The sequence below is a fragment of the Cellvibrio fontiphilus genome, from assembly GCF_042646205.1.
GTDB classification, from domain to species: Bacteria; Pseudomonadota; Gammaproteobacteria; order Pseudomonadales; family Cellvibrionaceae; genus Cellvibrio; species Cellvibrio fontiphilus_A.
The window spans coordinates 342,822-369,467 of sequence record NZ_JBHRTF010000001.1; the positions used below are offsets into that span (position 1 = coordinate 342,822).

23 protein-coding genes are annotated in these 26,646 nt (G+C 49.1%); 14 read left to right on the forward strand and 9 right to left on the reverse strand.

The annotated features are described in order from the left end of the window. Positions 1 to 159: 159 nt before the first annotated feature. The 5 genes from ACFODX_RS01510 to ACFODX_RS01530 all read left to right on the forward strand — a co-directional run bounded on the left by ACFODX_RS01510 (position 160) and on the right by ACFODX_RS01530 (position 4,707). Positions 160 to 816 carry an OmpA family protein gene (locus ACFODX_RS01510; protein ID WP_378115345.1) on the forward strand — a complete coding sequence of 219 codons (657 nt, stop codon included), beginning with the start codon at positions 160 to 162 and terminating at the stop codon, positions 814 to 816. Between the two features lie 205 nt (positions 817 to 1,021). Continuing rightward, positions 1,022 to 1,453 carry a BlaI/MecI/CopY family transcriptional regulator gene (locus ACFODX_RS01515; RefSeq protein ID WP_378115347.1) on the forward strand — a complete coding sequence of 144 codons (432 nt, stop codon included), beginning with the start codon at positions 1,022 to 1,024 and terminating at the stop codon, positions 1,451 to 1,453. A gap of 38 nt (positions 1,454 to 1,491) precedes the next feature. Further along, complete coding sequence (locus ACFODX_RS01520) at positions 1,492 to 3,072, forward strand: TonB family protein (protein WP_378115349.1); 1,581 nt, start codon at positions 1,492 to 1,494, stop codon at positions 3,070 to 3,072. Between the two features lie 84 nt (positions 3,073 to 3,156). Next, a complete protein-coding gene (locus ACFODX_RS01525) occupies positions 3,157 to 3,798 on the forward strand; it encodes an energy transducer TonB (protein ID WP_378115351.1) in 642 nt (213 codons plus the stop codon). Positions 3,799 to 3,879: 81 nt separating this feature from the next. After that, the gene (locus tag ACFODX_RS01530) at positions 3,880 to 4,707 is read left to right on the forward strand and encodes a class I SAM-dependent methyltransferase (RefSeq protein WP_378115353.1); all 828 of its coding nucleotides are present in this window, start codon (positions 3,880 to 3,882) and stop codon (positions 4,705 to 4,707) included. Here the strand turns inward: ACFODX_RS01530 and ACFODX_RS01535 are convergent. Continuing rightward, positions 4,704 to 5,936 carry an MFS transporter gene (locus tag ACFODX_RS01535; RefSeq protein ID WP_378115355.1) on the reverse strand — a complete coding sequence of 411 codons (1,233 nt, stop codon included), beginning with the start codon at positions 5,934 to 5,936 and terminating at the stop codon, positions 4,704 to 4,706. The two genes, ACFODX_RS01530 and ACFODX_RS01535, sit on opposite strands and share 4 nt — an antisense overlap. A 280-nt stretch (positions 5,937 to 6,216) precedes the next feature. Here ACFODX_RS01535 and ACFODX_RS01540 point away from each other — a divergent pair, with 280 nt between their 5' ends. The 3 genes from ACFODX_RS01540 (at position 6,217) to ACFODX_RS01550 (ending at position 9,583) form a co-directional block, all read left to right on the forward strand. Beyond that, a complete protein-coding gene (locus tag ACFODX_RS01540) occupies positions 6,217 to 7,434 on the forward strand; it encodes an ROK family transcriptional regulator (protein WP_378115357.1) in 1,218 nt (405 codons plus the stop codon). 56 nt (positions 7,435 to 7,490) lie between these two features. Beyond that, on the forward strand, positions 7,491 to 8,459 hold the full coding sequence (locus ACFODX_RS01545) for a hypothetical protein (protein ID WP_378115359.1): 969 nt from the start codon (positions 7,491 to 7,493) through the stop codon (positions 8,457 to 8,459). A 197-nt stretch (positions 8,460 to 8,656) separates the two neighbouring features. Beyond that, entirely contained in the window at positions 8,657 to 9,583 is a 927-nt protein-coding gene (locus ACFODX_RS01550; protein WP_378115361.1) for an ROK family protein, read from the forward strand. Between the two features lie 190 nt (positions 9,584 to 9,773). On the opposite strand, the gene hemN is transcribed toward ACFODX_RS01550, so the two are convergent. Next, positions 9,774 to 11,177: an oxygen-independent coproporphyrinogen III oxidase gene (gene hemN, locus ACFODX_RS01555; protein WP_378115363.1), complete on the reverse strand. Its 1,404-nt coding sequence runs from the start codon at positions 11,175 to 11,177 to the stop codon at positions 9,774 to 9,776. A 146-nt stretch (positions 11,178 to 11,323) separates the two neighbouring features. Between hemN and ACFODX_RS01560 the strand changes: the two genes are divergently transcribed. The 6 genes from ACFODX_RS01560 (at position 11,324) to ACFODX_RS01585 (ending at position 19,158) form a co-directional block, all read left to right on the forward strand. Continuing rightward, positions 11,324 to 11,959 (forward strand): 2OG-Fe(II) oxygenase, encoded by a 636-nt coding sequence (locus tag ACFODX_RS01560; RefSeq protein ID WP_378115365.1) that lies wholly within the window; start codon positions 11,324 to 11,326, stop codon positions 11,957 to 11,959. A 178-nt stretch (positions 11,960 to 12,137) separates the two neighbouring features. After that, positions 12,138 to 13,583 (forward strand): circularly permuted type 2 ATP-grasp protein, encoded by a 1,446-nt coding sequence (locus ACFODX_RS01565; RefSeq protein ID WP_378115512.1) that lies wholly within the window; start codon positions 12,138 to 12,140, stop codon positions 13,581 to 13,583. Between the two features lie 3 nt (positions 13,584 to 13,586). Further along, positions 13,587 to 14,564 carry an alpha-E domain-containing protein gene (locus ACFODX_RS01570; RefSeq protein ID WP_378115367.1) on the forward strand — a complete coding sequence of 326 codons (978 nt, stop codon included), beginning with the start codon at positions 13,587 to 13,589 and terminating at the stop codon, positions 14,562 to 14,564. 542 nt (positions 14,565 to 15,106) lie between these two features. Continuing rightward, on the forward strand, positions 15,107 to 18,520 hold the full coding sequence (locus ACFODX_RS01575; protein WP_378115369.1) for a cellulose-binding domain-containing protein: 3,414 nt from the start codon (positions 15,107 to 15,109) through the stop codon (positions 18,518 to 18,520). A gap of 156 nt (positions 18,521 to 18,676) precedes the next feature. Then, positions 18,677 to 18,805 carry a hypothetical protein gene (locus tag ACFODX_RS01580; protein WP_378115371.1) on the forward strand — a complete coding sequence of 43 codons (129 nt, stop codon included), beginning with the start codon at positions 18,677 to 18,679 and terminating at the stop codon, positions 18,803 to 18,805. Continuing rightward, a complete protein-coding gene (locus ACFODX_RS01585; protein ID WP_378115373.1) occupies positions 18,802 to 19,158 on the forward strand; it encodes an HVO_A0114 family putative DNA-binding protein in 357 nt (118 codons plus the stop codon). Before ACFODX_RS01580 ends, ACFODX_RS01585 begins: the two co-directional genes overlap by 4 nt. Before the next feature lie 55 nt (positions 19,159 to 19,213). Here the strand turns inward: ACFODX_RS01585 and ACFODX_RS01590 are convergent, their stop codons facing one another. The 7 genes from ACFODX_RS01590 to ACFODX_RS01620 form a co-directional block, all read right to left on the reverse strand. Then, complete coding sequence (locus ACFODX_RS01590) at positions 19,214 to 19,771, reverse strand: hypothetical protein (RefSeq protein ID WP_378115375.1); 558 nt, start codon at positions 19,769 to 19,771, stop codon at positions 19,214 to 19,216. Between the two features lie 110 nt (positions 19,772 to 19,881). After that, complete coding sequence (locus tag ACFODX_RS01595) at positions 19,882 to 20,388, reverse strand: DUF3087 domain-containing protein (protein ID WP_378115377.1); 507 nt, start codon at positions 20,386 to 20,388, stop codon at positions 19,882 to 19,884. 111 nt (positions 20,389 to 20,499) lie between these two features. Then, positions 20,500 to 21,345: a hypothetical protein gene (locus ACFODX_RS01600; RefSeq protein WP_378115379.1), complete on the reverse strand. Its 846-nt coding sequence runs from the start codon at positions 21,343 to 21,345 to the stop codon at positions 20,500 to 20,502. 165 nt (positions 21,346 to 21,510) lie between these two features. Next, positions 21,511 to 22,746 (reverse strand): type II toxin-antitoxin system HipA family toxin, encoded by a 1,236-nt coding sequence (locus tag ACFODX_RS01605; protein WP_378115381.1) that lies wholly within the window; start codon positions 22,744 to 22,746, stop codon positions 21,511 to 21,513. Then, positions 22,743 to 23,060 carry a helix-turn-helix domain-containing protein gene (locus ACFODX_RS01610; protein WP_378115383.1) on the reverse strand — a complete coding sequence of 106 codons (318 nt, stop codon included), beginning with the start codon at positions 23,058 to 23,060 and terminating at the stop codon, positions 22,743 to 22,745. The genes ACFODX_RS01605 and ACFODX_RS01610 overlap by 4 nt, the downstream gene beginning before the upstream one ends. 91 nt (positions 23,061 to 23,151) lie before the next feature. Beyond that, positions 23,152 to 24,057 carry a transglutaminase family protein gene (locus ACFODX_RS01615; RefSeq protein ID WP_378115385.1) on the reverse strand — a complete coding sequence of 302 codons (906 nt, stop codon included), beginning with the start codon at positions 24,055 to 24,057 and terminating at the stop codon, positions 23,152 to 23,154. A gap of 7 nt (positions 24,058 to 24,064) precedes the next feature. Continuing rightward, positions 24,065 to 26,629 (reverse strand): circularly permuted type 2 ATP-grasp protein, encoded by a 2,565-nt coding sequence (locus ACFODX_RS01620; protein WP_378115387.1) that lies wholly within the window; start codon positions 26,627 to 26,629, stop codon positions 24,065 to 24,067. Positions 26,630 to 26,646: the final 17 nt, after the last annotated feature.

Below are 26,646 nucleotides of genomic sequence, written 5' to 3' on the forward strand. Positions count from 1 at the left end.
TCAATGATAGAATCATCGATTCAGTATTGGTTCAGTTGATTTTATTAACAATCAAACCAATCATCCGCAAGGATTGAGTCCGGTATGTCCGGTATGTTCAGTATCTATTTTAATTACTTTTATTATTCTCGGTCACTTTGGTTTTAATGGAGATTCATCATGAAATATTTATTAGCCTTATTTTTGTCTGTTGGATTGATTGGTTGTACCACTACTGATCCTTACACTGGCGAGCAAAAAACCAGCAAAACAGCAAAAGGTGCCGGTATAGGTGCATTGGCTGGGGCGGTATTGGGGGCGGCGACCGGTGATAACGCAAAAGATCGCCGCGAGCGCGCACTTAAAGGTGCTGCGATTGGTGGTGTTGTGGGCGGTGGCGTCGGTAATTACATGGATCGCCAGGAAGCCAAATTGCGCCAGGAACTGCAAGGTACCGGTGTGCAAGTAAGACGTGAAGGTAATAACCTCTATCTGGTGATGCCGGGTAACATTACTTTTGCAACTAACAGTGCAGATATTCGTTCCGACTTTTTTGATGTTCTGAATTCGGTAGCTAAAGTGCTGGCTGAGTTCAACCAAACCTCTATTCGTGTGACTGGTCACACTGACTCAACTGGCAGTGACAGTATCAATCAACCACTCAGCCAGCGTCGTGCTGACAGCGTAGCCATGTACCTGCGCAGCCAGAAAGTTTCCAGCTCACGTATCCAGTCTTATGGCTATGGTTCACGTTACCCGGTTGCCAGCAACGACACTCCTGTTGGTCGTGAGCAAAACCGTCGCGTAGAGCTGGAATTAGTGCCTAACGAGCAATAACGATTTGCCTGTATTTGCTCCATCTAAAGCCGCTCGGGCAACCGTAGCGGCTTTTTTGTTACCTGTATAAACAGGGTTGTGATGGCGATTGGATAGGCATGCTATTTTTTTAGCATATTTTTCTTGACACTCAGGCCGCGAGTGCTATTTTATTAGCATGGTGCTAAAAAATTAGCATTTATGAAAACAATTAAGTTGGTAATTCATGACGTTGAATGATGTAGATAAGGCGGCTGCGTCGCAGCTTAGTCGCCGTGAGCGACAAATAATGGATGCTCTTTTTGAGGCGGGGGAGCTTTCTGCCCAAGATGTGCGAGCGGCAATTCCCGATGCCCCCAGTTATTCTGCGGTCAGGGCACTTCTTGCCAAATTGGTGGAAAAACAAATTGTCGATTTTCGCGAAGAGGGGCCACGTTATATTTATTTTCCCCGTATCGCGCCAGAAGAGGCTCGTGTATCTGCCTTACAAAAACTGCTAAAAACTTTTTTTGGCGGATCAACGGCGGCAGCAGTTAATGCGTTGTTGGGAATGAACAAGGACTCGTTAAGTGAAAATGAAATAAAACAATTGCAGCAAGCTATAGATGAGGCAGCAAAAAAAGAAGGCGATGCAAAATCATCGCAATCAGTTCGGTGACAACGCCCCCCTAAGTATTTTTTCACAAGGGATGTTCCATGGATAATTTGGCAACCGCAGAGCTATTAATAACAGGCGTGATAAAACCCTTGGTTTTAATTGCCGTGATATTGTTGCTGTGGTTGTTAGTGCGCAACAAGTCCGCAGCACTTCAACATTTTGTGTTAAGTCTCGGTTTTGTTGGTCTTTTAATGCTGCCTGTAATTGCAGCCTTTGCGCCAGTAATACCAATTCAACTCAACGTACTGGAATTTTTTTCCGAATGGTTTCCGTTGGATTTTTTAACTCTGCTAGGTGCTTGGTTGGAGCGGGGGTTAACCACTAACCAATGGTTATTGATGGCGGCGATATATTTGTTGCCTGCTACCAGTCTGCTAGCTTATTTAGCGTTGGGTATTATTGGGCTTTGGTTGCAACAAAAAACGGCTCAAGAAATTGTCGCCCCGGAACTAATCGCACAAAAAAATGCTTTGTGCGAACTTATCGATGTGCGCCGCCCGGTTAGATTATTAACCTCACCCACTATTAAATCGCCACATACTTGGGGATTTTTTCGTCCCGTTATCTTATTGCCTCGTGCCGCTTTATTGTGGGATGAGGATAAGCGTATCAGTGTGCTTATGCATGAGTTGGGTCATATCGCGCGCTGCGATTGGCCGGTTAGCATGATAGTAAAAATTGTCTGTGCTATTTTCTGGTTTTTATTGCCCCTTTGGTGGCTTGCTCATCAATTGTACTTGCAGGCAGAAATTGCAGCTGATGATTATATTTACAGGCTGCGCGATAAATATCTGAATTACGCTAGGAATTTGCTCGCCTTTGCCCGATTAACAACCGAACTTAAAACGGAAGATAGCGCACTGTATATGCGCGGTCATTCGGAGGTACATCAACGCATTATAGCGGTGCTTGATAACCAGCGACCACATCAGCCTTTGGCAACGGAGTCGGCGCAATATTGGGTTCTGGTTGGCGGCTTATTGTTGATCCTTTTCTCCTGTGTACAGTGGGCTCCACTGCGTGAACAAATGACAGGATTCACAGGCGCGTCATTGAGAATACGGGTTCCTGAGTTGCAGCATTCCACGGTTCAGCAGAACAGCATACGCAGCGAAATGTTTTCTTGGGAGTTAATGCAAGCGTTAAAACCCGTGTTGGTGGAGCCGCCGGTTGCGATAGAGCAGTTGGAGCATCTACATGTTGAGGCTCCACGTCCCGATAAACTCGAATTGCAGGGCTTAACTCAAGTGGAATTTGGTCGCGCTCAAGATTTGATGATTCCGCGGATACAAATAGAGGGTTATCTGCCGTTAAAGCTGGTGACACCTGAATATCCTGCACAAGCCTTGAGTAAAGGCATTGAAGGCTGGGTAGAAGTTGAATTTACCATTGATTCAAATGGCTATATTGTAAATCCGCGTGTTATTGCTCATTCACCTTCAGCCATTTTTGATCGCAGTGTATTAAGTGCATTAAAAAAATCCCATTACAGGCCACAGTTGTTTGATGGCCAACCTATTGTTGTGCACGGTGTAACTGAAATATTTCGGTTTACTCTTGTGCAGGACAATTCAAACTCGCCAGCGGATCATCCTGATTTAGCATCGCGACGACGATAAATTTTCAAGCCTCCCTATTTGTACTTTTTGTATGCCATAGCTGGCAGGGCATTGCTTTGCCTTTAATAACCTGAGGATAGATTTATGAATAGCTTTCCAGTTTCTGTTGATGCACATGATTTTTCAAATTCACTATTGATGTGGATACTAAAAATTTTTCCGGCGGCACTGCTGGCTACTTTTTGTCTTTTGTATGCGATGCATTCTTTGGTTAACAATGAGTATCCGCTGCAGCTGCCCAAACCCATACCACCGATACCCGAAGTGATACTGGATATTCCTCGTGATATTCCCACAATCATCGATGAGCCGCCTGTGCGCCCTGTAGAGCAAGTGCCACCTCCTGTTATTAATATTACTGAGCCTGTAGAAGTGCAAATAAACCCTGGGCTTAATTTTGGTGAACCGCCTGTTGCGGTAAAACCACCCGTTGATCCAGGTTTTGGATTTGCAGGGCAGATGGTACCTATTATTCGCATTGCTCCCCAATATCCCCAGGCCGCTGTTACGCGTGGGCTTGAAGGGTATGTGGATGTGATGTTTGATGTGACTGCATTGGGCACTACGGAGAATATTCGTATTATGGAGGCCGTTCCCTCCAATGTATTTAATCGCAGTGTAATTAAAGCAGTGAAGGCATGGCGCTATAAACCAAATGTTGTTGATGGAGTTCCAGTGGCAACTCCCAACGTGAAGGATCGGGTTCGTTTTAATATAGAAAAATAAGAAGGTTGAATAAATGATTGCGGCAGTTGATCGCTGTACCGATAATGCCGCAATTATTTTCTTGAAAAGTTTTCATCTCCTATGTCTATCAAAATAGCGATCTTGTGTAATGCTCCTGAAATTTTGGCGCAGGCCGAATTATTTGCCGGGCAATTCTCCTTACCCTTGTTGCGTGAGCGCGATGTCAGTGAGATTGATGAAGCGGATTTTGTTGTTGTGATTGCAGCCCATGGCATTGAATTGCAACAGACCGGGCGCAAGGCGCCGGGGCCAATTCGTGCGGATTTTACCGAAGGTGCGGTTGATCATCGCCGTAAATTTGGTGGCGGCAAAGGGCAGATGATTGCCAAAGCGGTGGGTATAAAAGCGGGCGTTTACCCTAGGGTATTAGATGCAACGGCAGGCTTGGGTAAAGACAGTTTTGTGCTGGCAACTCTGGGTTGTTCGGTGACGATGATTGAGCGTTCACCCATAGTGCACTGCCTGCTAAATAATGGACTGGAGCGCGCCCGGGATTTTGCCTTGGAGGATGCAGAATTAGGCGCGGTGCTGGCGCGTATGCAATTGGTGAAGCAAGATAGTTTGGCCTATCTACAATCCCTGACTGCAGATAATTATCCCGATGTTATTTATCTTGATCCTATGTTCCCAGAACGCAATAAAACGGCGGATGTAAAAAAAGAAATGGCAGCATTTCATTCGCTGGTAGGAAAAGATGAGGATGCAGATGCGCTACTGCCACTGGCGTTGGCCCATGCTAATTATCGTGTGGTGGTGAAGCGGCCGCGCAAGGCGCCGTTGTTAAATAACCAGGCGCCTTCTTATCAGTTGGAGGGAAAATCCAGTCGCTACGATATTTACACCTTAAAAAAATTGCCGGAGCGACTAAATACTACGAGTGATTATTAATGCCCACCGTATTGGCTGCTTTCCAATTGTGCCAAGTGTTTATCGGCAGGGTTTTTAATCCAGTTGAAAATCATGGCAATACACAATAGCCCGGCAAAACCGGTTGCCAAGTAAAAACCGTATTTCACATGGCCAAATAAATCTCCCACTGCACCCATCAACAAAGGGCCAAGCGCCGCGGCTACAGCGGTAAAAAATAAAATCACGCCGGCGACGGTGCCGTGTTCACTTTTATTAAAACAGCTGATGCCTTTGGAGTTTAGTGTTGGATAAATCATCGACATAAATAAGCCCGACAAGGGCAGTAAATAGACCGCGTAATTTACCCCACCCAACATACTGCCCAAGAAGCACAGGAAAATGCAGCTGCTAAACAGCGCCATGACCGATGTCCAACGGAATTTGGTAAGAATCCAGGCGCCCAAAAAACGGCCGCCGGCGCGCAATACAAAAAATATCGTGAGGGCGTAGGTCGCAAACCAAACCGCATTGCCGGAATAATCTTTTAAAAATGTTGGCATCCATACATAGATGGCCACTTCAGTCGCAACATAGAGCGCAATGGCGCCGGAGAAGCCTGCCGCGTAGGGGTTGCCAATCATTTTGAGGGTGCGTTTCACATCAATTTTTTCTTGCACACTGGCAGGTTTATGTTTGGGATAATTGACGCGCGCCGCTATCAGGATAAGTGCCAAACAAACAAAGCCGGCAAAAACATAAAGATAAATCCAGGACACTTTGGCTGCTAACAGGTAGGCAACAATTGCTGGGCCAATAATGGCACCTACACCAAAAAAACCTTCCACCGTATTCATGGTGCGGGTGTGCTCTTGGCTGGATGTGGATATATCGCCTATCAACGCCAGCGCGCCAGTTTTGAAAATGCCGATTGCACAACCGGATATCAGCAGTAGACCCACAAAAAATTCAAAATAACTGCCGAGTGCAAATAAAAAACAGGAAACCGCAAACAGCCCCAGCCCGATCAATATGGTGTATTTGCGTCCGATGCGATCTGCCAGAAAACCAAACGCGATACCGCTGAACGCTATAGCAATCATGGGCGCGTAATGGAAGGCGCTCGCCTGGGTCAGGTTGAGGTCAAATTCCTTGATAATCTCTGGAATGATCACTCCCACGGCGTCGGTGGTCATGGCGAACATGGTAAACATCAGGAAGGTGAGCCAGCGGATAAGAACCAAATTGTGCTCTTGGTGTGCAGAAGTCATGGGTAAGCCCTGTGCAAAGAGATAACTTATTGTGAATTATTAGGCTCTGGGAAGGAGCGGGTCTTGCTTGCCGCGATTCCTGTCAGGCGTTGTTCTTGTAGGTATAGTCCCTGTCAACAAGCCTTGTTGGATTAATCCTAGTACAGCATTTGAGTTAGGCACCCAAAAGCGTATGATTGGGAAAATGGTTGACTTATTTATTCACAGTGGTTTAATTAAGTCAACTCGATTACATCATAAGAAATAATTTTTATATTCTCTAAAGGTAATAGGGGTCGCTATGAGCAAGGGTAGTAATTCGAGTGGGCTGCGCCGCTACAACGAGCGCGTGCTGATTAGCGCCCTGCGCAGCTTGGGCATGGCTTCTAAATTTGAACTGGCGCGGCTGTCCAACCTGACTCCCCAAGCGGTTACTCGCATTATTGACGACCTTGAAGCTGCCGGCCTGGTTGCCCAGCGCGGCAAGTTGCAGCGTGGTTTGGGGCAGCCGTCCACCATGTACAGCATCGACCCCAAGGGCGCTTTTTCCATTGGTGTGAATGCGGGCCGCAACGATATCCAGATATTGCTGATGGACTTTGGCGGCAATGTTATTAGCAAGATTGCCCACGAGTTCAGCCTGCCAGACCCGGATTTTCTGCTCGATAAAGTGGCTGAGGCAGTGATGCAGTTGCAGGCGCTGCTAAGCCCCGCAGAACAGGCGCGATTGGTGGGTGTGGGGCTGGCGATGCCCTGGTTTATGGGCGGTTGGCAGCAGGAGCTGAATATGAGCGATGCCTTGGCGGCGCGCTGGAATTCACTCAAGTTTGATCAGGCATTGGCGACCCGGATTAGCTTGCCGATTTTTATTGAAAATGATTGCTCGGCTGCCGCTATCGCCGAATTACAGTTCGGTTTAGGTAATCAGGTTAAAAACTTTTTGTATGTATTTATCGGCACCTTCGTCGGCGGCGGCGTGGTGTTGCAAGGCAATTTGGAGAGCGGTGTACATGGCAATTCCGGGGCCTTGGCCTCTATGCCGGTATCACCCTCCACACTGGATTCCTGCCCGCCAGCCAAGGGGCCATTTGAGGTATTGGCGAATCGCGCGTCCATTTATGTATTGCGCCGGCACCTGAAGGCGCGCGGTTTTGCCATTAACAACATCTCCGAACTGCCCAATGTGTTGCCGGCGGCCCAGGCCGCTGTGGATGAGTGGATTGAAGACTGCGCCCAGGCGCTGACCTTTGCGATTTTCTCAGCCACCGGTGTACTGGATTTTGAGGCCATAGTGCTGGATGGCAACCTGCCGCGCGTCATAGTGCTAAAACTGGTTGAGCGCCTGCGGGTGATGATGGCCGAGCTGACCCCGGCGGGGGTTTATTTGCCCGATGTTTTTTGTGGGATTATCGGCGTGGACGCCCGTGCGATTGGCGGCGCCATACTGCCGTTTTATGCCAATTTTTCACCGGACACCACGGTGATGTTAACCAACCAGGGCGGTGGCGAGCAGCGGTAAATCACCCTGCTCCCGGCTGTGACCTGAATTTTTATTGTCGTTTAAGGGGAATGACTGTGTTGCAGCTGAAAGATAAGTGGGTGTGGGATTTCTGGTTTGCAGTCGATGGCACCGACTACCATATGTTTTATTTGCAGGCCGATAAGGCATTGCAAAATCCGGATTTGCGCCATTGGAACGTGTCCGTAGGCCATGCGGTTTCGCCCAACCTGCGCGATTGGACAGTCCTGCCCGATGCCATAGCACCCACCCAAGGCGACGATACGGCGCCAGATTCTTTCACCACCTGGACCGGCTGTGTCATCAAGTCGGGCAATGAATGGTTAATGTATTACACCGGCACCAAACGCGCGGAAAAAGGCCTGGTGCAGCGGGTGTGTCTGGCTAAATCCCCTGATTTGATTCACTGGGCCAAACACGAACAAAACCCGGTGGTCGAGCTGGATGAGCGCTGGTATGACGGTTTGAAATTGGAGTACTGGCACGATGCCTCCTGGCGCGACCCTTGGGTATTTAAAGACCCGCAACAGGATCTTTACCACATGCTGGTGACCTGTCGTGTCAACCGTGGCGAGCCGGATGGCCGCGGCGCCATAGGTTATGCCTCATCCACCAATTTGCTGGACTGGACAGTGGGCGATGCCTTCCTCGCCCCCGGTTGGTTTGGTGAAATGGAAGTGCCGCAAATTGAACAAATTGGCGGCCGCTACTACTTGTTTTGCTCGGTATCCACCCGTTTCCACTCCGCCAGCCACAAGGCTGAACCTGGCTGCGAGCCGCAAACCGGGGTGAAGTATTTTGTCGCCGACTCACTGCTGGGGCATTACACCACCCTGGGCAATGGCTTCCTCACCGGGCCAAAACAGGATGGCCTCTATTCCGGCCGGTTGATTAACGGGCCGGATGGCGATTGGTACTTGATGGCATTTATGGGCAACGATGCCAATGGCCAGTTTATCGGCAATATCATTGACCCGATTAAAGTTCTGGTAGGCGCGGACGGCATATTATCGTTGCACGATTAATCGGCTTTCATTCCAATCCTGGAGTCTTCCTCAATGCCCGCTTGGCGTCTCGCTGGCGGGCATTTTTTATTGCAGATGCTTTTTAACTTTTCCCAGCAAAAAGCTGAGCCTGCAACTTGTTTTTATTAAATCACAGTGCTTTAATAAGTTGCATTGAGAATGCAAGTCGAATGACACGGGAATCCACAGGAACAGATATGTCGCGAGAGGTTCAAGCAGTTGATGCAGGTTTGATTGGTGCTATTGAAGCCGGTGGAACCAAATTTAATTGTGCGTTGGCGGATGCTCAGGGCAAGGTGTTGGCGCAAGCCGCCTTCCCAACCCTCACGCCGGAAGTGACCCTGGCGGCCGTGCGCGATTTTTTTACCGCTAACCTGCAGGCGCACCAAGCAACACTGGCGGCCATCGGCATAGCGAGTTTTGGGCCGGTTGAGTTAAACCGCAGTGCGCCCCAATACGGCTTTATCACCAAAACGCCCAAGGCGGGTTGGTCGAATACGGATGTCTGTGGCTATTTCCGCGCCGCGTTCGGCGTGCCCATCGCTTTTGAAACCGATGTGAACGGCGCGGCTTGGGGCGAGTTAGTGGCCGGTGCCGCGCGCGACTGCAGCAATTTTATTTACGTCACTGTGGGGACTGGCATAGGTGCCGGCATAGTGGTGAATGGCAAGTTGCTGCAGGGCGTCACTCATCCGGAAGTGGGGCACATGCTTATGCCGCGCGCTTCACTGCAAGACGATTACCAAGGCTGCTGTCCGTTTCACACCGGCTGCCTGGAAGGTTTGGCCTCCGGCACGGCGATTAATAAACGCTGGGGTATTAACGGCAAAGACTTGCCCGATGACCACGCTGCTTGGGATTACGAGGCGCATTACCTGGCAACTATGTGCGTGAACTTAACCCAGTGTTTTGCTCCGCAAAAAATTATTTTGGGTGGTGGCGTGATGGATAAAAAATTGCTCTTCCCATTAATTCGCAACAAATTTCTGCAATTGATTAACGGCTATGCGCCTGAATCAATTCTCGCGCGGGTGGATCAGTTTATTGTTCCCACCGGGCTTGCCGGCCAAGCCGGTATTGTGGGGGCAATTGCACTGGCGCAGCAGGAATTGCAGCGCGGGTGATGAGTTTTATTTGTTAGCGGTTTATTGATTTTTTTATGTAATGTTTTTTAGTTGTTCGATTGCTTGTTGTTTGTCCGCTTGTTTTTTTTGCTCGTCCAGCTTGTCGTGGCAGACTCGTCTGCCTTTTGCGCCCGGTAGGTTTTCCTGCCGGGCTTTTTTATTGCAATCTGCCAAAAAAATTTTCAATGTGTTAAATAATTTTTGAGTAACGAATCTGTTGTGAATCCTGCCTGGCTTTTTGTAAGTATTCGTCAAACACCATGCACACACGGCGGATAAGCAGGCGGCCTTTGTTGTGCACCTTAATTCCTTCTTTATCAATGCCAAGCAAGCCGTCTTCCTCCATAGGTGCGAGTTGCGCGAGTTCGCGAGCGAAATAACTCTCCGGCTCTATGTCAAATAATTGCGTGACTTCAGCGAAATCCAATTCGCAGTGACAAATCAGGCGGTTGATTATGAAACGGCGCAGTTTGTCTTCGTCATTCAAGGTAAAACCTTTGTGGATTGGCAATAATCCCATATCCATCTTTTGTTGATAGGCGTTGAGTTCCTTGGCGTTTTGCACATACACGTTGTCGATCATACTGATGGAGGAAACGCCCAGTGCCAGCAAATCGCAATCGCCGTGGGTAGAGTAGCCCTGAAAGTTGCGCTGCAATTTTTTGGCGTCTTGTGCGCGCGCCAAATCATCCTCCGGCTTGGCAAAATGATCCATGCCAATATAGCGGTAGCCCGCTTGCTCCAGGGTGTGAATGGCAAAGTGTAGCATGTCCAATTTTGCTGCCGGCGAGGGTAAATCCTGCTCGTTAATTAATTGCTGGCTCTTGAATAAATGCGGCATGTGGGCGTAATTAAAAATGGATAAACGATCCGGATTTAAATCGATCACTTTCTCTAAGGTGTCGCGCAAACTATTGAGTGTTTGCAGTGGCAAACCGTAAATTAAATCCATACTAATGGATTGATAATCCTGTGCGCGCAACTCGCGGGTCAAGTCGCGTACCTGCGCTAAAGTGTTGTAGCGATTCACTGCCTGCTGCACACGCTCATCAAAATCCTGCACGCCCATGCTCACGCGATTAAACCCCAAATTGCGCAAATGTTTCATGGTACTTGCGCTCACGCGACCTGGGTGAATCTCTACGGAAAATTCGCCCTGGTTTTCATCCGCCAAACGGAACAAGCGGCGTGTTGCTTTCATCAGTAATGACATTTCCTCATCGCTAATGTAAGTGGGTGTGCCGCCGCCCCAATGCAATTGTTTGACGAGTTTTTGGGTATCAAATAAATCCGCGTAAAGCGCCAATTCCTGGATCATGCGCTGCAGGTAAGGTAGGGCGCGGCTTTTATTGTTGGTCACAATTTTATTGCAGCCGCAGTAGTAACACAGGCTCTCGCAAAAGGGGATGTGGAAATACAGCGACAGCGGGCGCCCGGCGTGGTTACTGCGGGTAATGGCATTGCGCAGTGCGGTTTCGCTAAAGGCTTCGGTAAATTGTGGCGCAGTGGGGTAGGAAGTGTAGCGCGGGCCGGCCAGATCATAACGCTGCAAAAGTTGCTGATCCCAATCCAGCGGCTGGGTAAAAAGTGACATGGCAATGCTCTCCAAATAATTTATGGGTCATGGTAAAACCTGCGCTTTGGAGTGACTTGATGTGGATCAAGCCTATAATGCCTGCGCGCGTAATAATCGCGCGCCAGCGTATTGTTGCATCACCTCATTTTGTAGTTGCCAGAGCCATGACTGAACCTGCTTCCCTTTTTGATACCACCTTTTTCAGCGAACAACTCTTTGATCAGATCGCCGATGCCTTGGCGGATACCGGTTACCTGGTGTTGGATAAACCGCTGCCCCAACCGCTGCTGGATGGTTTGCTGGCGAATTTGCAACAGCAACAGGCTTCATTGAATCCGGCCGGCGTGGGTAGGCAGGGCGATTACCAGCGCAATGAGCAGATTCGCGGCGACAGTATCCAGTGGTTGGAACCGGGCGATCCCGCTGTCACGGAATTTTTATCTGTTATGGATAAACTGCGTGAAGCCATGAACCAGCGGTTGTACTTGGGGCTGTTTGATTACGAAAGCCACTACGCCGTGTATGAACCGGGCGCCTTTTATCAAAAACACCGCGATGCTTTTCGCGGCAAACCGGGGCGCAAGTTATCCAGCGTGTTGTATTTAAACCCGGACTGGGACAAGCATAATGGTGGTGAGTTGGTGCTCTACGATGAGGCAGGCGATTTGGAATTGTTTCGCGTTGCACCAGAATATGGCAGGCTGGTGTTGTTTTTAAGTGAGGATTTCCCTCACGAAGTGCTGCCCGCCAAGGTGCGGCGCCAGAGTATTGCGGGTTGGTTTCGTATTAAACCGCTTTAGCCGTTACTTTGGTGGCGCGGCCTGTGGGTTGGCAGCTTTATTGCAACAGCAGCATGTAGCCTGCTGAAATTCTCCGGGGAAAGGAGAAATGGACACAGGGAGGAGGCTTCGGCGGGCGCAATAACAAAAACGCATGCAGAGCGAGGCCGCGATGTTGAAGGAAGTCACTATGAGTGAAATGAAAATAGATTGGCAGGATTACCACTCTGGCCATTTCTATGACGAATTGATTCGCGCCCCCGGTGAGGCTCGCCCGGAAACCCGACACCTCGCGCAGTATCTCGCCTCGCTTAGCGGCGCCGAGTTGCAAGAGCGCAAACTCTCCGCTGAACTCGCCATTAAAACCATGGGCATTTCGTTCACGGTTTACAGCGATGCCGGCAACATCGACCGCGAATGGCCCTTCGATATTATCCCGCGCATTATTCCGCAACGTGAATGGCAAAAAACCGAGCGCGGATTAATCCAGCGTTTAACCGCACTGAATTGTTTTATCAACGATATTTATAACGATCAAAAAATTATTAAAGATCGTGTAGTGCCTGCTTACCTGTTTGAAGATTCGGTCAATTTCCGCAAAGAATGTATCGGCATGAAACCCGCCTATGGTGTCTGGTCGCATATTTGCGGCAGCGATTTAATTCGCGATGACAAAGGTGAGTTTTTAGTGCTGGAGGACAACCTGCGTGTGCCCTCGGGCGTTTCCTATATGTTGGAGAATCGCAAGGTGACCAAACGGGTTTTTCCCGAACTGTTTGAAAACCACAATATTGTGCCGGTCACCGAATACCCCAATCAATTATTCGACACACTCGCATCGCTATCACCACGGCAATCCGAGCGCCCGGAAATTGTGGTGCTGACACCGGGCATTTATAACTCCGCCTATTTTGAGCACTCCTATCTCGCGCAACAAATGGGTGTGGAGTTGGTGGAGGGCAGCGATTTGGTGGTGGACAGTGACGACTGTGTGTATATGCGCAGCATCGACGGCTTAAAACGGGTGGATGTGATTTATCGCCGCATTGACGATTTATTTTTAGACCCGGAGATGTTCAACCCCGATTCGGTATTAGGCGTGCGCGGTTTAATGCGCGCCTGGTTAAAAGGCAATGTCGCACTGGCCAATGCACCAGGTGCCGGCGTGGCAGATGACAAAGTCATCTACACCTTTGTGCCGGAGATGATTAAATATTATTTGGGTGAAGAGCCCATTTTATCCAACGTGCCCAGTTATCTATGTGTGGATAAAAAACAGTGCGATTATGTGCTCGCCAATTTGGATAAATTAGTGGTGAAGCCCGCTAACGAATCCGGTGGCTACGGCATGATTATCGGCCCGCAAGCGAGTAAAAAAGAACTCGCGGAATTTGCCGAGCGCATCAAAGCCAACCCGCGCAATTATATGGCGCAGCCATTAATTTCATTGTCCACCGCCCCCATTCTCACTAACGGCAATGCCGAGCCGCGCCATATCGATTTGCGCCCCTTTGTTTTGCAAGGGCGAGAGCACCATGTCACACCCGGTGGTTTAACGCGGGTGGCCATGCGCAAGGGTTCCTATGTGGTGAATTCATCGCAAGGTGGCGGCAGTAAAGATACCTGGATTGTGGTGGAGGACTAAACCATGTTGTCACGTGTTGCAGAGCGTATTTATTGGTTGGGCCGCTACATGGAGCGCAGCGAAAATACGGCGCGCCTGGTGAATGTGAATTCCAATTTGCTGTTGGATTTACCCTCCGGTGTGCGTGTGGGTTGGGGGTCGTTAATTGATATCAGCGGCACCGGTAGTTATTTTGAACGCGGCGATACCCAGCTCGCCGATGAAAAAACCGTGGTGCAATTTATGCTCGCGGACAAAAAAAATCCTGCTGCACTAATTAACTCGCTCAGCTTTGCGCGGGAAAATGCGCGCATTACCCGCGAAATTATGCCCATGGAAGCATGGGAACTCATTAATGATTTGTATCACTATATTCGCGAGCGCGCCGACAAGGTGACCTCGCGCCGCGACCGCAATATTATTTTGTTGCATGTGATTAGCAGTGTGCAGCAATTCACCGGTTTGCTTGCCGGTTGTATGAGTCACAACAACGCTTATGATTTAATTCGCATTGGCCGCAACCTGGAGCGCGCCGATATGACCACGCGTATTGTGGATGCCGGTTTGGTGAATTTATTGCCGCACTTGTCTATTGGTGGCACCGAAGTGTTGGAACCCTACGACAACATTTTATGGATGAGTGTATTGCGCTCACTCAGCGCCTACCAAATGTATCGCCAACAAGTACGCGACCGTGTAAACGCCAATGCGGTGGTGAAGTTTTTATTGCAAAACGAGGATTTTCCGCGCGCCGTTGCCCACTGTTTAAAACAATTGGAGCAGTGTTTGTGGGCGCTCCCCAATAGCGAAAAAGTGCTTGCCTCTATTGTGACTATTCAACACAAGTTGGATGAGGCCGATTTTGACAAGCTCTTACAATCCGGTTTGCACGATTACATCGATGAATTGCAACTCGCCATAGGTAACTTGCATTTCAGTATTGCCGACACCTGGTTTTTACCGGTTGCTGTTGCGCAAAGCCAGGAGCAAAAATCGGCCTAGCACTGCTCAGTGATTGGCAGTGACGTGCTTGCGGGAAAAGTATTTATTGTATTGCGTATAGTCCGCCCATCGGACAAGACCCTGCGGGGTCTTTTTTTTGACATGTGTTGACAACGTTGTCCATTGGGCGTAAGTTTAGGCTTGCCGGCATCCCGTTCGGGTGCTGTTCCCAGGTGTTTGTCTCGTTTGTTGGAAATAGTTAGTGCAGGTTTTTTAGTTGTATTTGCAGTAACAGTTGTAGTCACAACGGAATAATAAAAATCTGACGAATTAGGGGTTAATCGCTGAATAGTCCGCTGATGAATAATAAATTTGAGCTGCTCGCTCGAAACGGTTTTGTGTTGCCCTAAAAAACTATTCATTACGCCCGCTGCGGTATTGTTATAACCCACTTCCGTAATGCAGGCCCAGAGGTTGTGCTGCTGGTGTCACTGCGGTTCTTGTTTGTGTGCGTTTTTCTGTGTGTTGTAAAAAATCTCCCTCAAGGGAGCTGGCACCCTTTTGCCTGAAAAAAATACCTATCAACCATCAAGGGGAAAATAATGAAAAATAAATCCATGCTGATGCTTTTGTCATCGGCAGGCCTGTGGGCCAGTGCCCATGCGCAGGCCTATAACTGTGCGCCCTTAACCCAGTATGTGCCCGGCACTTACACTGCGGGTGCCTTGGTAAAAAATGTGAATAAAGCCTTCCGCTGCGATGTGGCGGGCTGGTGTAGTGTGGGCGGCCCCTACGAGCCGGGTGTGGGTTGGGCGGCAGCCAATGCCTGGACTGATTTAGGCGCCTGCGATGCGACCAATACGTCAAGCTCTGTTGCCAGTAGTGTGATAATTGCCAGCTCGGTGCCATCCAGCAGCGCACCTTCAAGCGCAGCGCCATCCAGCGTTTCTCTATCAAGTGTTTCGCTATCCAGTGTTTCTTTATCGAGTGTTGCACCATCAAGCGTCGCGCCTTCCAGTGCAGCATCATCGGTAAATTCCAGTGCGGTCAGTGGCACTTGCCCGGGCATTAATGTCTACCCGAATTGGACGCAAAAAGATTGGGCGGGCAATCCATCCCACGCGGCGGGTGGCGATCAAATGCAGCACCAGGGCAAGGCCTATCGCGCCAACTGGTGGACGCAGAGCATTCCCGGTAGCGATGGCTCCTGGACGTTTGTGAGCAACTGCAGTGGAGCGGTGAGCAGCAGCGCAGTTTCATCCAGTGCGATTTCAGTGGCCAGCAGTACGCCAAGTTCTTCAGCGTTAACATCGCCCAGCAGTTCTTCCCGCAGTTCATCCAGCGCGATGATTGTTGCTTCCTCTTCCGTGCAATCAGTCGCCAGCAGCAGTGTGAGTGTACAAGTGACGGGCAATGTGCCTAATCGCGCTGACCCGGTGAGCCTGCGGGTAAAAGGTTGGCCAAGCACTTTGGCGATGGGTACTTATACCGATAACAACGGCAGCAAAACCCCGGCGCTTGCCAGCGCAAAAATAGATTCTATTTTTGCGACCGAAGGCGATGGTCGCGGTAATCGCGGGCAGGTGATTACACCTAACACCACGCTGCAAACCATTCAGCAAGCACGCGCGGTTGAGCAAACCAGCGATGCATCGGTATTGCCGGTGATTGGTGTGGCCACGGCCGATGCAACGGGAATCGGTGCGGACGATATTTTGGATAACGCCAATGCAGTAAAACATTTCCAAAATTTGATTCGCGTCGCCGCAACCTTACAGACTAATAAAGATGCAGCGCGTGTGAGCAGCGGCACGCTGGTATTAAACAGCGGGTTGCTGGCGCAATGGCAAGCCAACCTCAACGGCAGTTTTAAAACTGCGTTTGGTAGCAGCGGTGCCTGGGTGGCGATTGATGTTAAACAAGCGGTAAAAACCGCGCTGGATAACGAAGCCAATTATTTGCTTGGCAGTCAATCACTCGCGGCGATTTATAATTTGAACGCGCTTAAAACCGAAGTGGATTCTGCACTGCAAAACAACATTACCGGCTGGGTGCAAGCGCACAATTTGCTGGTGAAACGCCTGAGTCCCGATGCGAGTTTTGGTTGGGTCGCCGGTGTTGCCAATCCCGGTAACCTAAATTGGGTGCACAGCAATTTTGCTGGCTTGCAAGATGTGTGGGATACCGCTTCATTTAGCACCGCCAATTTCCTCAACAGCATTGGTGCTTATACGACTAATAACTATCGCCCGGATTTCCTCGCCTTTGATAAATCCGCTGACGACAGTTTCTCGCCTGCTGCGCGCAGCAATTTCGCGTTTGATGCCAAAGCCTGGGAAAACTATTTGAACTATGTGCGTCAGGTAACTGATTCGCTTTCTACCCCGGCCATGCTCTGGCAAATTCCCGGCGGCCATATGCCCAGCGTTGGTGAAAGCACCGGCAGTTATGATCTGTTGAGCGATGCAGGTAGCGCAGGCAGTTATTTCATGGGCGATAAAACCATCGGTAAATCCATCAACAATATTCGCAGTGAAGTATTGAATATTGCCTTGAATGGTTCGGTGTACGGCGGTGCCACCAGCGTGCGCAATTTGTTGCAACAAACACCCGATCACGATTGGGGTATCGCACAATTACGCCGCGCGGCCTACAGCAACGTGTTTGCAATTTTGTGGGGCAGCAATGCCGGCACGGGTGTTGTGCCTATGGCCAATAACGGTGACGACAATAGCTGGCTCAAAAATAAAATTATCGCCTACAAAAATGCCGGTGCGCTGCCGTTGTATTTTGCTGGCCAAGCGGCATCCCTGTCGCAATTAACCAGCATTCCGCAATTAAATAATGATTTGCTCGCGGTAGAAAGCCACATGAACAACAACGTGTTCTTGTATCAAACACCGTCTAATGCCTGGGTGCCATCCAGCATTTATAAGTGGGGCGATTTCCTGCAAGCACTCAACGCCATGCACAACGTGGGTGTGGAAAATGTGAAGTATTGGTTGATTGACCCTAACGCATCGGATGAGCAAAACATCAAATACGCCAAGGTCGCGATTGCTGCATTCCTCGCACAAAGTATGAAAGAAACTATTCAGTACGATGCTTGCGATGAAAACAACTGGTCGATCAATACCGGTGATCCGGTGAACTACCCCATGTCGGCTTCCTGTGGTCAGTTGCAACAGGATTACGCTTCCTACGGGCAAGATCCTATCACCGGTCGCGACAACCCATACTCTTGCCCACGCAACCCCAAAATGGAACTTACCGCCAACACTCACGCGCGTTGGTACGGTGCGCCCGGCCCATTGTTTACCGCACCGGATTCAGTGCTCGCCAAAGCCGGTTTGTTAAAAAATGGTTCGGTAGGCCGCTGGGATTACAGCGAGTGGTGTCAGCAAACCTCCGACCCGGTGGACCTGGCTAAACAAGCCTACTTGCGCCCAACCTGTAAGGTATATGAAGGGCAATCCGCCGGTAAATTTGTATGGGACGGCAGCGCGCAAAAATCGGTGGAAGGTTGCGGCTGGTGGGGGCGCGGTGTGATTCAAACTACCGGTCGCTTGAACTTCGGCAAGCTCAACCACTTCCTCGGTCGCAGTCATGTTGATCCGGAAAATGTTGGCAAAGTCGTTGATGGTGTTGCCGTTGCCGCACCGCCAGCCCAACCGCTCTACGCCGATTTGGATTTGTGCTCCAACCCGCAACTGGTGTGCAGCACCCAGCAACACGGTGAAATTAAATGGATCGCCGGCCTGTTCTTCTGGATGAACGAAGTGCAAGGCTACAACGATGTTGGCGGCGCTTACGCATCCTGGAATTACTACGAGCAATTAAAAGCCTATGTGGATGGCGGTATGGTCGGCTCTAAATTTATTGATGACGTGTCCGGCATAGTCAACCGCGGCTGCCCCGACAAAACCTGCCCCATCAGCGGCGCTGTGGACGGCTTGTCTGGCCGCAAAGACAACTTCGTAAAAGTATTAAGAGCAATGGGGTTAGATCCAAAATAAAACCTAGCCCAAAAAATAAAACCCGGTGTTATCCCTCCGGGTCTTCCCTAAACCCTCGGCCACAAGCTGGGGGTTTTTAGTTTTCCGCATAAGGTTATAGGTTTGCCAAGGTGATTCTTGTTGGTTATCATCTGCTGATAAGTAAGGAGCAGGGTTGTGGCATATGACCACAAACATAGAACAGCAACCGATACAGGTGTGCTCTATGAGTTTTCAAGTGCGCAGCAACTGCTGAGTGATTTTTTTAATGAAGTGAATAAACGAATGGAGGGTGATGAAAAATGAGTAAATTGAAAATTGGAATCATGCCCCGCGATCAGTTTCAGCGCAGAACCTTGGATATTGCCGCCGGTAAAATAGTGCCAGCGCGCAATGAGCCGAAAATTTGGTTTAGCTCGTTAAAATCTTTAAGCCAAGTGTTAAGTGAAAATAATGTGCGGTTGTTAAAGTTGATGGAGCAGCATAACCCCGAAACCCTAAATGACCTTGCGTTACTCAGCGGGCGCCAGCCTAGTAACCTGAGTCGCACCTTAAAAACATTAGAGCGCTACGGCTTGGTGGAGTTAAAAAGAAAAGACAAAACCCTGCAGCCTATCGCCAAAGCAACAACGTTTGATATTCAATATGCGATTGTGTAGTAAATTCTATTAAGAAAAAGGCGCAATTTTTGCGCCTTTTTTTGCCTCTGCAGAATTAAAACGTAATTCCCGTACTCACATATAAATTCCAATAATGCGCCTTGGTATCTCCCGGTTCACCAAATAACTGGTAATCCACACCTACACCAAGCAGAAAATTTTCCTGAATACGCAAACCTACTTCGCCGTTGGCTTCAAACATGGCTTCCCAATCATTTAAATTCGGGTCTTTGAATTTAAATTTACCAATGCCTGCCCCCACACTGCCAAGCAAATACAACCCGGAATCGTAGGCGTAGGGGTCATAATTAATGCCACCAAACCCTACCGAATAGGTTTCCACTTTTACATCCGGTATGTCTTGCTCTAGCTGGGTCACATTGTGGTTTGCAGCAAGGTAAACCGGTATGCGCGGTAATATCAGCTTAACGCCCAAACTGCGCTCAAAATCCATTTCGTATTTGTCATACTCGCCATATTCAAACTCATCCTCATCCGCAATTATCGTCCCCCAGGGAGCAAACTTAAATTGCACCACCATAGGTAAATCATCCTGCGCATGGCTGAGGTATGGCGTTAGGCTAAGTAATAAAATGGGCAATAAACGTTTCATTGTTTTCCTTGAATAATTAATTACGCATTAAGTTGAAGTAGGGCGGCTTCGCGAAGCAAGCCGCCGAAATTTTTCTTCCAACAAAAAAAGGAAGTTTGCAGCAGGTATAATTAAAACGCCGCTAACATTTGCTCGTCAAAATCAGTTACTGATAAGGTTAGGTTGAATTTTTCTGCAAGGTGATCAAGCTCATGTTGCTTAATCGCCAATGCATCCAGCGTGAGCGTATTGTCGTCTAGCTGCCACACAAAACGCGAACCGGCATAACTGTATTGCATCGCCAACATCGCATTTCTATTCCCCTCACGTGCTGCCGCTTCCAGCTTCGGCATTTTCCGGGTGATTTTATTGAGCAGCTGCTTCAATTCCCAAACGTAAGTAACCTCACGCATGAAGTCGTGCCGGCGATATTTATTGAGTAGCCAGCCAACAGTAGCGGCACTAACGACTACACCTAATAAGTTCCAATGAAAATGACTGCCACTTTCATCGGGAAATAAAGCAATCAGTGTTTGCGACAAAGCCAAACTACCCACGGCTAAACTAATGGCGCAGCCAATAAAAACTATTTTTAAATGCTTGCGATAGCGCGTCTTATCTATATCAATGAGTTGCATGGAGTCTCGAATAAAGAGTTGTTGATGTTTGATGATTTAGAGCAATGCTTTGGATAATGGCCAGAAGCGAATATTGGTTCAAGCGACCTTGGCTGTTTCTTAGATCTATATTTAAGCACCAACAACCTCATCCAAATTATTGTTTAATAGCTCTAAAATTGAGCTCGAAAAACGTGCAATATCAATGCATACATAATCCGTTAGATAGTTGTAAGTCACAAAATCAGTTAGATAAGACCCCTTTAAATTAGATGAATCTAGCTGCCGAACGAAACTTACTCGGGACTTTTCTTTTAGCTTCCTTTTTGGCCCCGATAGGTCATATGTAAATAAATGATCCCTTAAAACAACCATAGGGAAAAACAGCCAAATTGCCTTCCATGTATTACCACGACAATAAGATACCGCATCCTTTTTTCTGTACTCTAAGAGCTTAGCTTGCGGCAAAATTAGAGAGTCATAAATGCCTTCATGATTGGCAAACCAATCGCTGCTCTTCCTGTATATTTTTGAAAACTGTGTAGCCTTATTATCCTCCTTGAAATAATAATGATGTTCGCTCAAATTAAAGTGTTGGAATGGATGTTTTTCTCTATAGCTTTTTTCATCAATATGCTCTTTGTAGTTTGCTTTAGGAAATATATATTCTTGTGGTTGTGGGTTATTCTTTTCCCTAGCATTTTTGACTCGCTCCAGAAAAACCAATGGGGAGCCAAAGTCTTTGCATTCAACAAGCAGTTCGATAAATACTTGAACCTTTTTAGTTTCATCTCGATAAATCTGTTTAATGGCTCTTACGTCTATTTCTCTTGATTTATCTTCATCCAAGTCTGTATAGGCATAGTTTGTTTCGACATGAAATTCTAGATTCTCAAGGATCGTTGCCACATCTTGTTCAAAAAGATACCCCGATTTCTCAAGGGCGGCGATTATTTGTTCTTCTGTCGGTTGGCTCACATACACCCCTAATAAAACCTAATGTCGATATAAACGCTAACTTTTACATTGCCCTTTTGCCAGAAAAAACGAAGCGGAATAGCAAAAGCACGCCCTAAAAATGATCGTGCCCTTTGCGATAATGCGCTTTTACTGAACACTAATCCGCTTCGTATGAAAGGTCAATCACACATTAAATGCACTTGCCATTAATTGCTGCTCGCTGCGAGAAATACCGATTTGTTCGGCGATGGTTTTCCATTGGCTAACACTTTCCAGCACTTGGGTTTTAATAGTGGTTGCTGTGGTTTTATTTAATTGAAAAAAATCAATTACATCCATGGCCAAGTCATAGTCCAAACGGTTGTCGGTATCGGTGATATTTAAATGCAGACCGCTCGCAGGTGTTGTGGGATTCAAGTCGTAGGCAGGCGATAGAATCCAGCCATTTTTTTTGTAGATAAACCCGTGGTTTCGTAAATGGTCGTCGGTGTTGGAGACGGCGATATTAAAAATAATGCGGCGCCATAGCTGCGCTAAATCTTGTTTGGTGTTGGCGCCATGTTCAGTGAGGAATTGCGCCAGCTCTAAATAGCTCGCGTCATAATCGCCATCGTAGTAACCCAGTTGTGTCATGGCAGAGGTGAAGTGCAAACGGCTGGTGGCGGTGCGGTCAAAGCGTTTAGTTAGAAAGGTATGGTGGTGGCTGTTAAATTTTTCTATGCGGCAGGGCGACATGTGAATGCCTGCATGGGTGGCCAGCTGATAGGTGAGGTACTCCCAGGCGGCTATATCATGGTCATCGTTTTGGCTGGGAAATTTTGCAATCCATAAATTATTGCCTTCATCTATGACTGACGCTTTTGGTCTTGCACCACCCAGTGATGAGCCGGGGGACATCAGCATATAGAGCCACTTCAGGTATTCGGGATCGTCGCTGTCGCTCTGTTCGATTTGTTGGACGGCGTATTCAAGTTCGCGAAGTGAGGAGAGCGGTGGTGCGGCCAAACGTTGGTCGTCGTCCAGAAAGGCGCCGTGTAAATCGCGTTTAAAGCGCAGTGCGCCTTGGCGATAAAAGTCATGCACGCCAAGCAGATAGTCAATTTCATTTAACACTCGCGGGCGGCGTTCTTCCTGGCGCGCAATGATGGCTTCGCGACGTTTCATTAATACGCGCCCCCAGCGATCCGGGCAGGAGTCTAAAAAAGCGCGGAAATTATTGGCATCGCTTGCGTGTTGCTCGCCCGAATAAAGTTCCAGGTCGGGATCAATTTTTTGCGCATTAGGTGATTGCAGCCAAGTAGCATCGTAGCTAAAGCTGAAGTGCTCTTTATTTTTATTCACTGTCGAACGCAGGGTTCCTACCAGTTCGGGCGTGGAAAAATCGTCCCAATCGGCAAATACAAAAGTTTCCGTTTTCATTTTTGCTTTCCTATTAAGGCAATATCTTGCAGTTTGCGGCCGAGTTCATCGTCGCGGGCGACCTTGGCAAAATCTTCCACCAACCCCAATACGCCCAGCACAGAGACGTAGTGACCCAAGGATACAGTGCTATCCCCGGCTTCGATCTTGCGGATGGTGAGGCGGCTCAGCCCTGTGCGCTCGGCGATGAGTTGTTGGGTGTAGTGGCGGCGCAGGCGGGCGAGTTTGATGTTCTCCCCCAGCTCTGCCAAGACCTTTTGCTGTTTGGGGAAGACAACTGCGCTACGTTTTTGATTGCTGATTTCTGTGGTCACTATAGTTACCATAATGTATATTTTTGGTAATTATAGTGACCATTTTGTGGTGTGCAAAGGGAATTTCTAGCGGCTAGCAGGGGGGAGGGCATCACCCCGCTGCAGGGTCAAAGACATCGGCTATGCGCTGCACATCCACCGACACCAATAACTGTGGTGAAACGCCGCCGCCGAAGATGACGCCTTTGAGTGGGGTTACGTCGGAATAGTCGCGGCCCCAGGCGGTGGTGATGTGTTGGGGGGTGGTGAGTTGGTTGTTGGTGGGGTCGAATTCGTACCAGCCTTCGCCGGGGGAATAAACGGCGAACCAGGCGTGGGTGGCGTCGGCGCCGATGAGTTTTTGTTGGCCGGGGGCGGGTTGTGTTTCCAAATAGCCGCTCACGTAACGCGCGGGGTAGCCGAGTGAACGCAGGCAGCCAATGGCGAGGTGGGCGAAATCCTGACAGACGCCGCGTTTGTGTTTGAACACATCGGCCAGTGGTGTGGCTATGTCGGAAAATTCCGGGTCGTAACTAAAATCCGCAAAAATGCGCTTGGTTAAATCCAACACGGCCGATAAAAACGGGCGCTCGTCGCTAAACGAACTTGCCGCATAATCGGCGAGGTCGGCGTGTTGTTGCACCATGGGTGAGTCCAACATAAATTCGCGCGCGCACAGGGTTTCCCAATCTTTACTGTGTTGCAGCAAATATTTTACGTAGCTGCAGGGGTTGCCAAAATCCAGATTAATACTGCCGCTCATGTCTTGCATGATGATGTTGCTGGTAATACACACTTCCAATTCGCTGTGCGCTTTTTCAATAGAGAATTGCAAAAACTGATTGCCAAAATAATCGCTGTGGCGTGTGTGGGTGGTGGCGCCGGGCGATATGTGAATGTCCACGCCCTGCACTTGTTGACGCTCGGTATTGCGCGGCAATACGTAAGCCAAGTTGTAGCAGTGGCTCACGGGCAGTGCGTAGTGGTAGCGGGTGCTGTGACGAATGCGATAGTTCATGGGATTCCTACAACTGCTCCTGCCATTCGGTATTTTTTACCAACAGCTGCGGCCCTTCGGTGTGATCGAAATAGCGTTGGCTGATGGCTTTGGCAACCTGGCTCATTAAATGGTGCAAGCGCGCCAGTAATTTATCCAAACCGCCGCGCAAATTATGTTGGCTTGCCACCAGCAAATTCACATCGCTCAGTTTTAAACTGGTGGTGGCTTCCAATAATAATTTTCGCTCACTGCTTAACTGGTCGCTGTCGTCCGGTAAATCGGCAAAATGTTGTTCCAATTCTTCCAGTTGATAAAGTAACGAGCGGGGATTGTTGCGATTGAGCATCAGCATCTCCAGCGCTTGTTGTAGTTGAATGCCATTTTGGTAGCGGCGGCGATAGGGGATAAGCGCTTCGCTGCACAACAAACTGGATTCAATCAGCGTTTCCTGTTCGGCTTCATCATACTCACTCACCAGCAGTGCGCGCAGCGTGGCGATAATTTGCAGCGCGCGCTCCAAGCGCCGCCCCATTTCCATAAAGTGCCAACCATTGCCGCGTGTCATGCTTTCGTGAATTAATCCGGCAAAGGCGAGCAGGGTGGTAATGAGTGGTGCGAGCGCTTCCTCCGGTGCCGAGAGCGCACCGGGTTGCAGTGCATGTTTTAATTGCTCCAATTCATCGCCAATATCGTTAATGACTCGCTGCGTATCGCTGGAGAGTTGTTCTTTAACTTGTTCAGCGGCTTGCATCATCGCCACCAGATTATTGGCCAAACTGCCCAAGCGCTGCGGGTCGCCAATGATGGCGATAAGTTCTGGCTCCGGCTGTTTAAATAAGGCTTCATGCCATGCGGTAAAACCGGGGTAAGTCATAGTGACATGGGTGAGCGCGGCGAGCAGGGTGCGGGTGACTGAATCGGGCAGGGCTTCGGTTTTATTTAATTGGATAAAAACGGTGCGCAATAAACGCAGTGCCGATTCCGCGCGTTCGGCGTAGCGCCCCATCCAAAATAAATTTTCTACGACGCGGCTGGGCAGTGCACTGCTGTGTTCGCTGGCGGCGGTGATGTCGGAGCGGCGCAGACTGATTTGTTTTTCCGGTTCTGAGGCGAGCACCCAGGTGTCTTTGGAAATAGAACCCTGTTGGTTGGAAATAATTTTTTTATCCGCATCCAGATTCACCCGCGTTAGCCCACCGGACATTACCGTGTAGGAATTTTCACTGGCCACGGCAAAGGTGCGCAACACCGCAGGGCGCGCGTGAATTTGCCCTTGGTGCCAAGTTGGTGTGTGTGCGCCTTCGATATATTCTTGCGCGGCAAACTGCAGCGGGTTTTTACGAATGCGGTTCTGCCAGGCCTGTAATTTTTTATCGTCCAGCTCTGCACCGTAAACTTCGTATAAACCGGGGCGGCGATAGGTGGGTTTAATTAATAACTGTTTTAAATTGCTGCACACGTATTCCAGGTCATCGCTATTGCCACACCACCAGGTTTTTACCGAGGGCATTTGCAAATCGCGCCCTAGCAAAGCTTGCGAAATCGCCGGCAAATAACGCAGCAGCGCCGGGTTTTCCAACACGCTGGAACCAAGTGGATTGGCGATAGCAACATGGCCAAGGCGCGCTACTTCCAACAAGCCGGGTACACCCAAGCGCGAATCGCCTTTTAATTCCACCGGATCGCAATAGACATCATCCACGCGGCGCAAAATTACATCCACGCGTTTTAAACCGTCCAGCGCTTTCATCCACACATAGCCGTTGCGCACACTTAAATCGCCGCCTTGCACTAATTGAAAACCCAAATAGTTGGCGAGGTAGGCGTGTTCAAAATAGGCTTCGTTATAAATACCCGGTGTGAGCACCACAATGCGCGCGGTGCCGCCGTTGGGGTTTAGATCCTGCAACTGTTGGCGCAGGCGTGCAAAAAATAATGACAGGCGATGCACTTGGCTGTCGCGAAATAAACTGGGGAAAACGCGGTTCATTACCGTGCGGTTTTCCAGCGCATAACCGGCGCCGGAGGGCGCTTGGGTGCGGTCGGCCATTACGCGCATTTGGCCGTCCTGTGCGCGCACCAAATCGACGCCGTGCAAAATTAATTGTTGGTTGCCGGGTAATTTGACCTGATGACAGGGGCGCAAAAATCCGCGATGGGAAAATAATAATTCCGGTGGAATAACACCGCGTCGCACCAAGCTGCGTTCGCCGTAAATATCTTGCAGCAGTAAATTAAATAATTCCGCGCGCTCTACTAACGCAGTTTCAATGCGGTTCCATTCATCGCTGTGGATTAACAGCGGTATGGGGTTGAGTTGCCAATTCTGGTTTGCATTGGGCTCGTCGTAAATTTTGTAGGTGGCGCCATCGTCGCGCAAAATGCGGCGCGCTTTTTTTTGCCGCTCTTCAATCGCCTCTGCGCCCAGTGTTTGCAAACTGTGCAACAGGTAGCGCCAGTGCGGGCGAATGCCGCCCTCGCTGTCGTAGGCTTCATCCACCCCCGCCTTGGGGGATGGATAATGCAAATCCTGCGGCAGCGGATGTTGATTGCTCGGGTTTTCCATAGTTGTCACACACAATGTTTTCACACAATCGCGAATTTTTT

Excerpts from the sequence above, each read along its gene's own strand:
- ACFODX_RS01510 (WP_378115345.1), top strand. The coding sequence starts at position 160 with ATGAAATATTTATTAGCCTTATTTTTGTCTGTTGGATTGATTGGTTGT.
- ACFODX_RS01515 (WP_378115347.1), top strand. The coding sequence starts at position 1,022 with ATGACGTTGAATGATGTAGATAAGGCGGCTGCGTCGCAGCTTAGTCGC.
- ACFODX_RS01520 (WP_378115349.1), top strand. The coding sequence starts at position 1,492 with ATGGATAATTTGGCAACCGCAGAGCTATTAATAACAGGCGTGATAAAA.
- ACFODX_RS01525 (WP_378115351.1), top strand. The coding sequence starts at position 3,157 with ATGAATAGCTTTCCAGTTTCTGTTGATGCACATGATTTTTCAAATTCA.
- ACFODX_RS01530 (WP_378115353.1), top strand. The coding sequence starts at position 3,880 with ATGTCTATCAAAATAGCGATCTTGTGTAATGCTCCTGAAATTTTGGCG.
- ACFODX_RS01535 (WP_378115355.1), bottom strand. The coding sequence starts at position 5,936 with ATGACTTCTGCACACCAAGAGCACAATTTGGTTCTTATCCGCTGGCTC.
- ACFODX_RS01540 (WP_378115357.1), top strand. The coding sequence starts at position 6,217 with ATGAGCAAGGGTAGTAATTCGAGTGGGCTGCGCCGCTACAACGAGCGC.
- ACFODX_RS01550 (WP_378115361.1), top strand. The coding sequence starts at position 8,657 with ATGTCGCGAGAGGTTCAAGCAGTTGATGCAGGTTTGATTGGTGCTATT.
- hemN (WP_378115363.1), bottom strand. The coding sequence starts at position 11,177 with ATGTCACTTTTTACCCAGCCGCTGGATTGGGATCAGCAACTTTTGCAG.
- ACFODX_RS01560 (WP_378115365.1), top strand. The coding sequence starts at position 11,324 with ATGACTGAACCTGCTTCCCTTTTTGATACCACCTTTTTCAGCGAACAA.
- ACFODX_RS01565 (WP_378115512.1), top strand. The coding sequence starts at position 12,138 with ATGAAAATAGATTGGCAGGATTACCACTCTGGCCATTTCTATGACGAA.
- ACFODX_RS01570 (WP_378115367.1), top strand. The coding sequence starts at position 13,587 with ATGTTGTCACGTGTTGCAGAGCGTATTTATTGGTTGGGCCGCTACATG.
- ACFODX_RS01575 (WP_378115369.1), top strand. The coding sequence starts at position 15,107 with ATGAAAAATAAATCCATGCTGATGCTTTTGTCATCGGCAGGCCTGTGG.
- ACFODX_RS01585 (WP_378115373.1), top strand. The coding sequence starts at position 18,802 with ATGAGTAAATTGAAAATTGGAATCATGCCCCGCGATCAGTTTCAGCGC.
- ACFODX_RS01590 (WP_378115375.1), bottom strand. The coding sequence starts at position 19,771 with ATGAAACGTTTATTGCCCATTTTATTACTTAGCCTAACGCCATACCTC.
- ACFODX_RS01595 (WP_378115377.1), bottom strand. The coding sequence starts at position 20,388 with ATGCAACTCATTGATATAGATAAGACGCGCTATCGCAAGCATTTAAAA.
- ACFODX_RS01605 (WP_378115381.1), bottom strand. The coding sequence starts at position 22,746 with ATGAAAACGGAAACTTTTGTATTTGCCGATTGGGACGATTTTTCCACG.
- ACFODX_RS01615 (WP_378115385.1), bottom strand. The coding sequence starts at position 24,057 with ATGAACTATCGCATTCGTCACAGCACCCGCTACCACTACGCACTGCCC.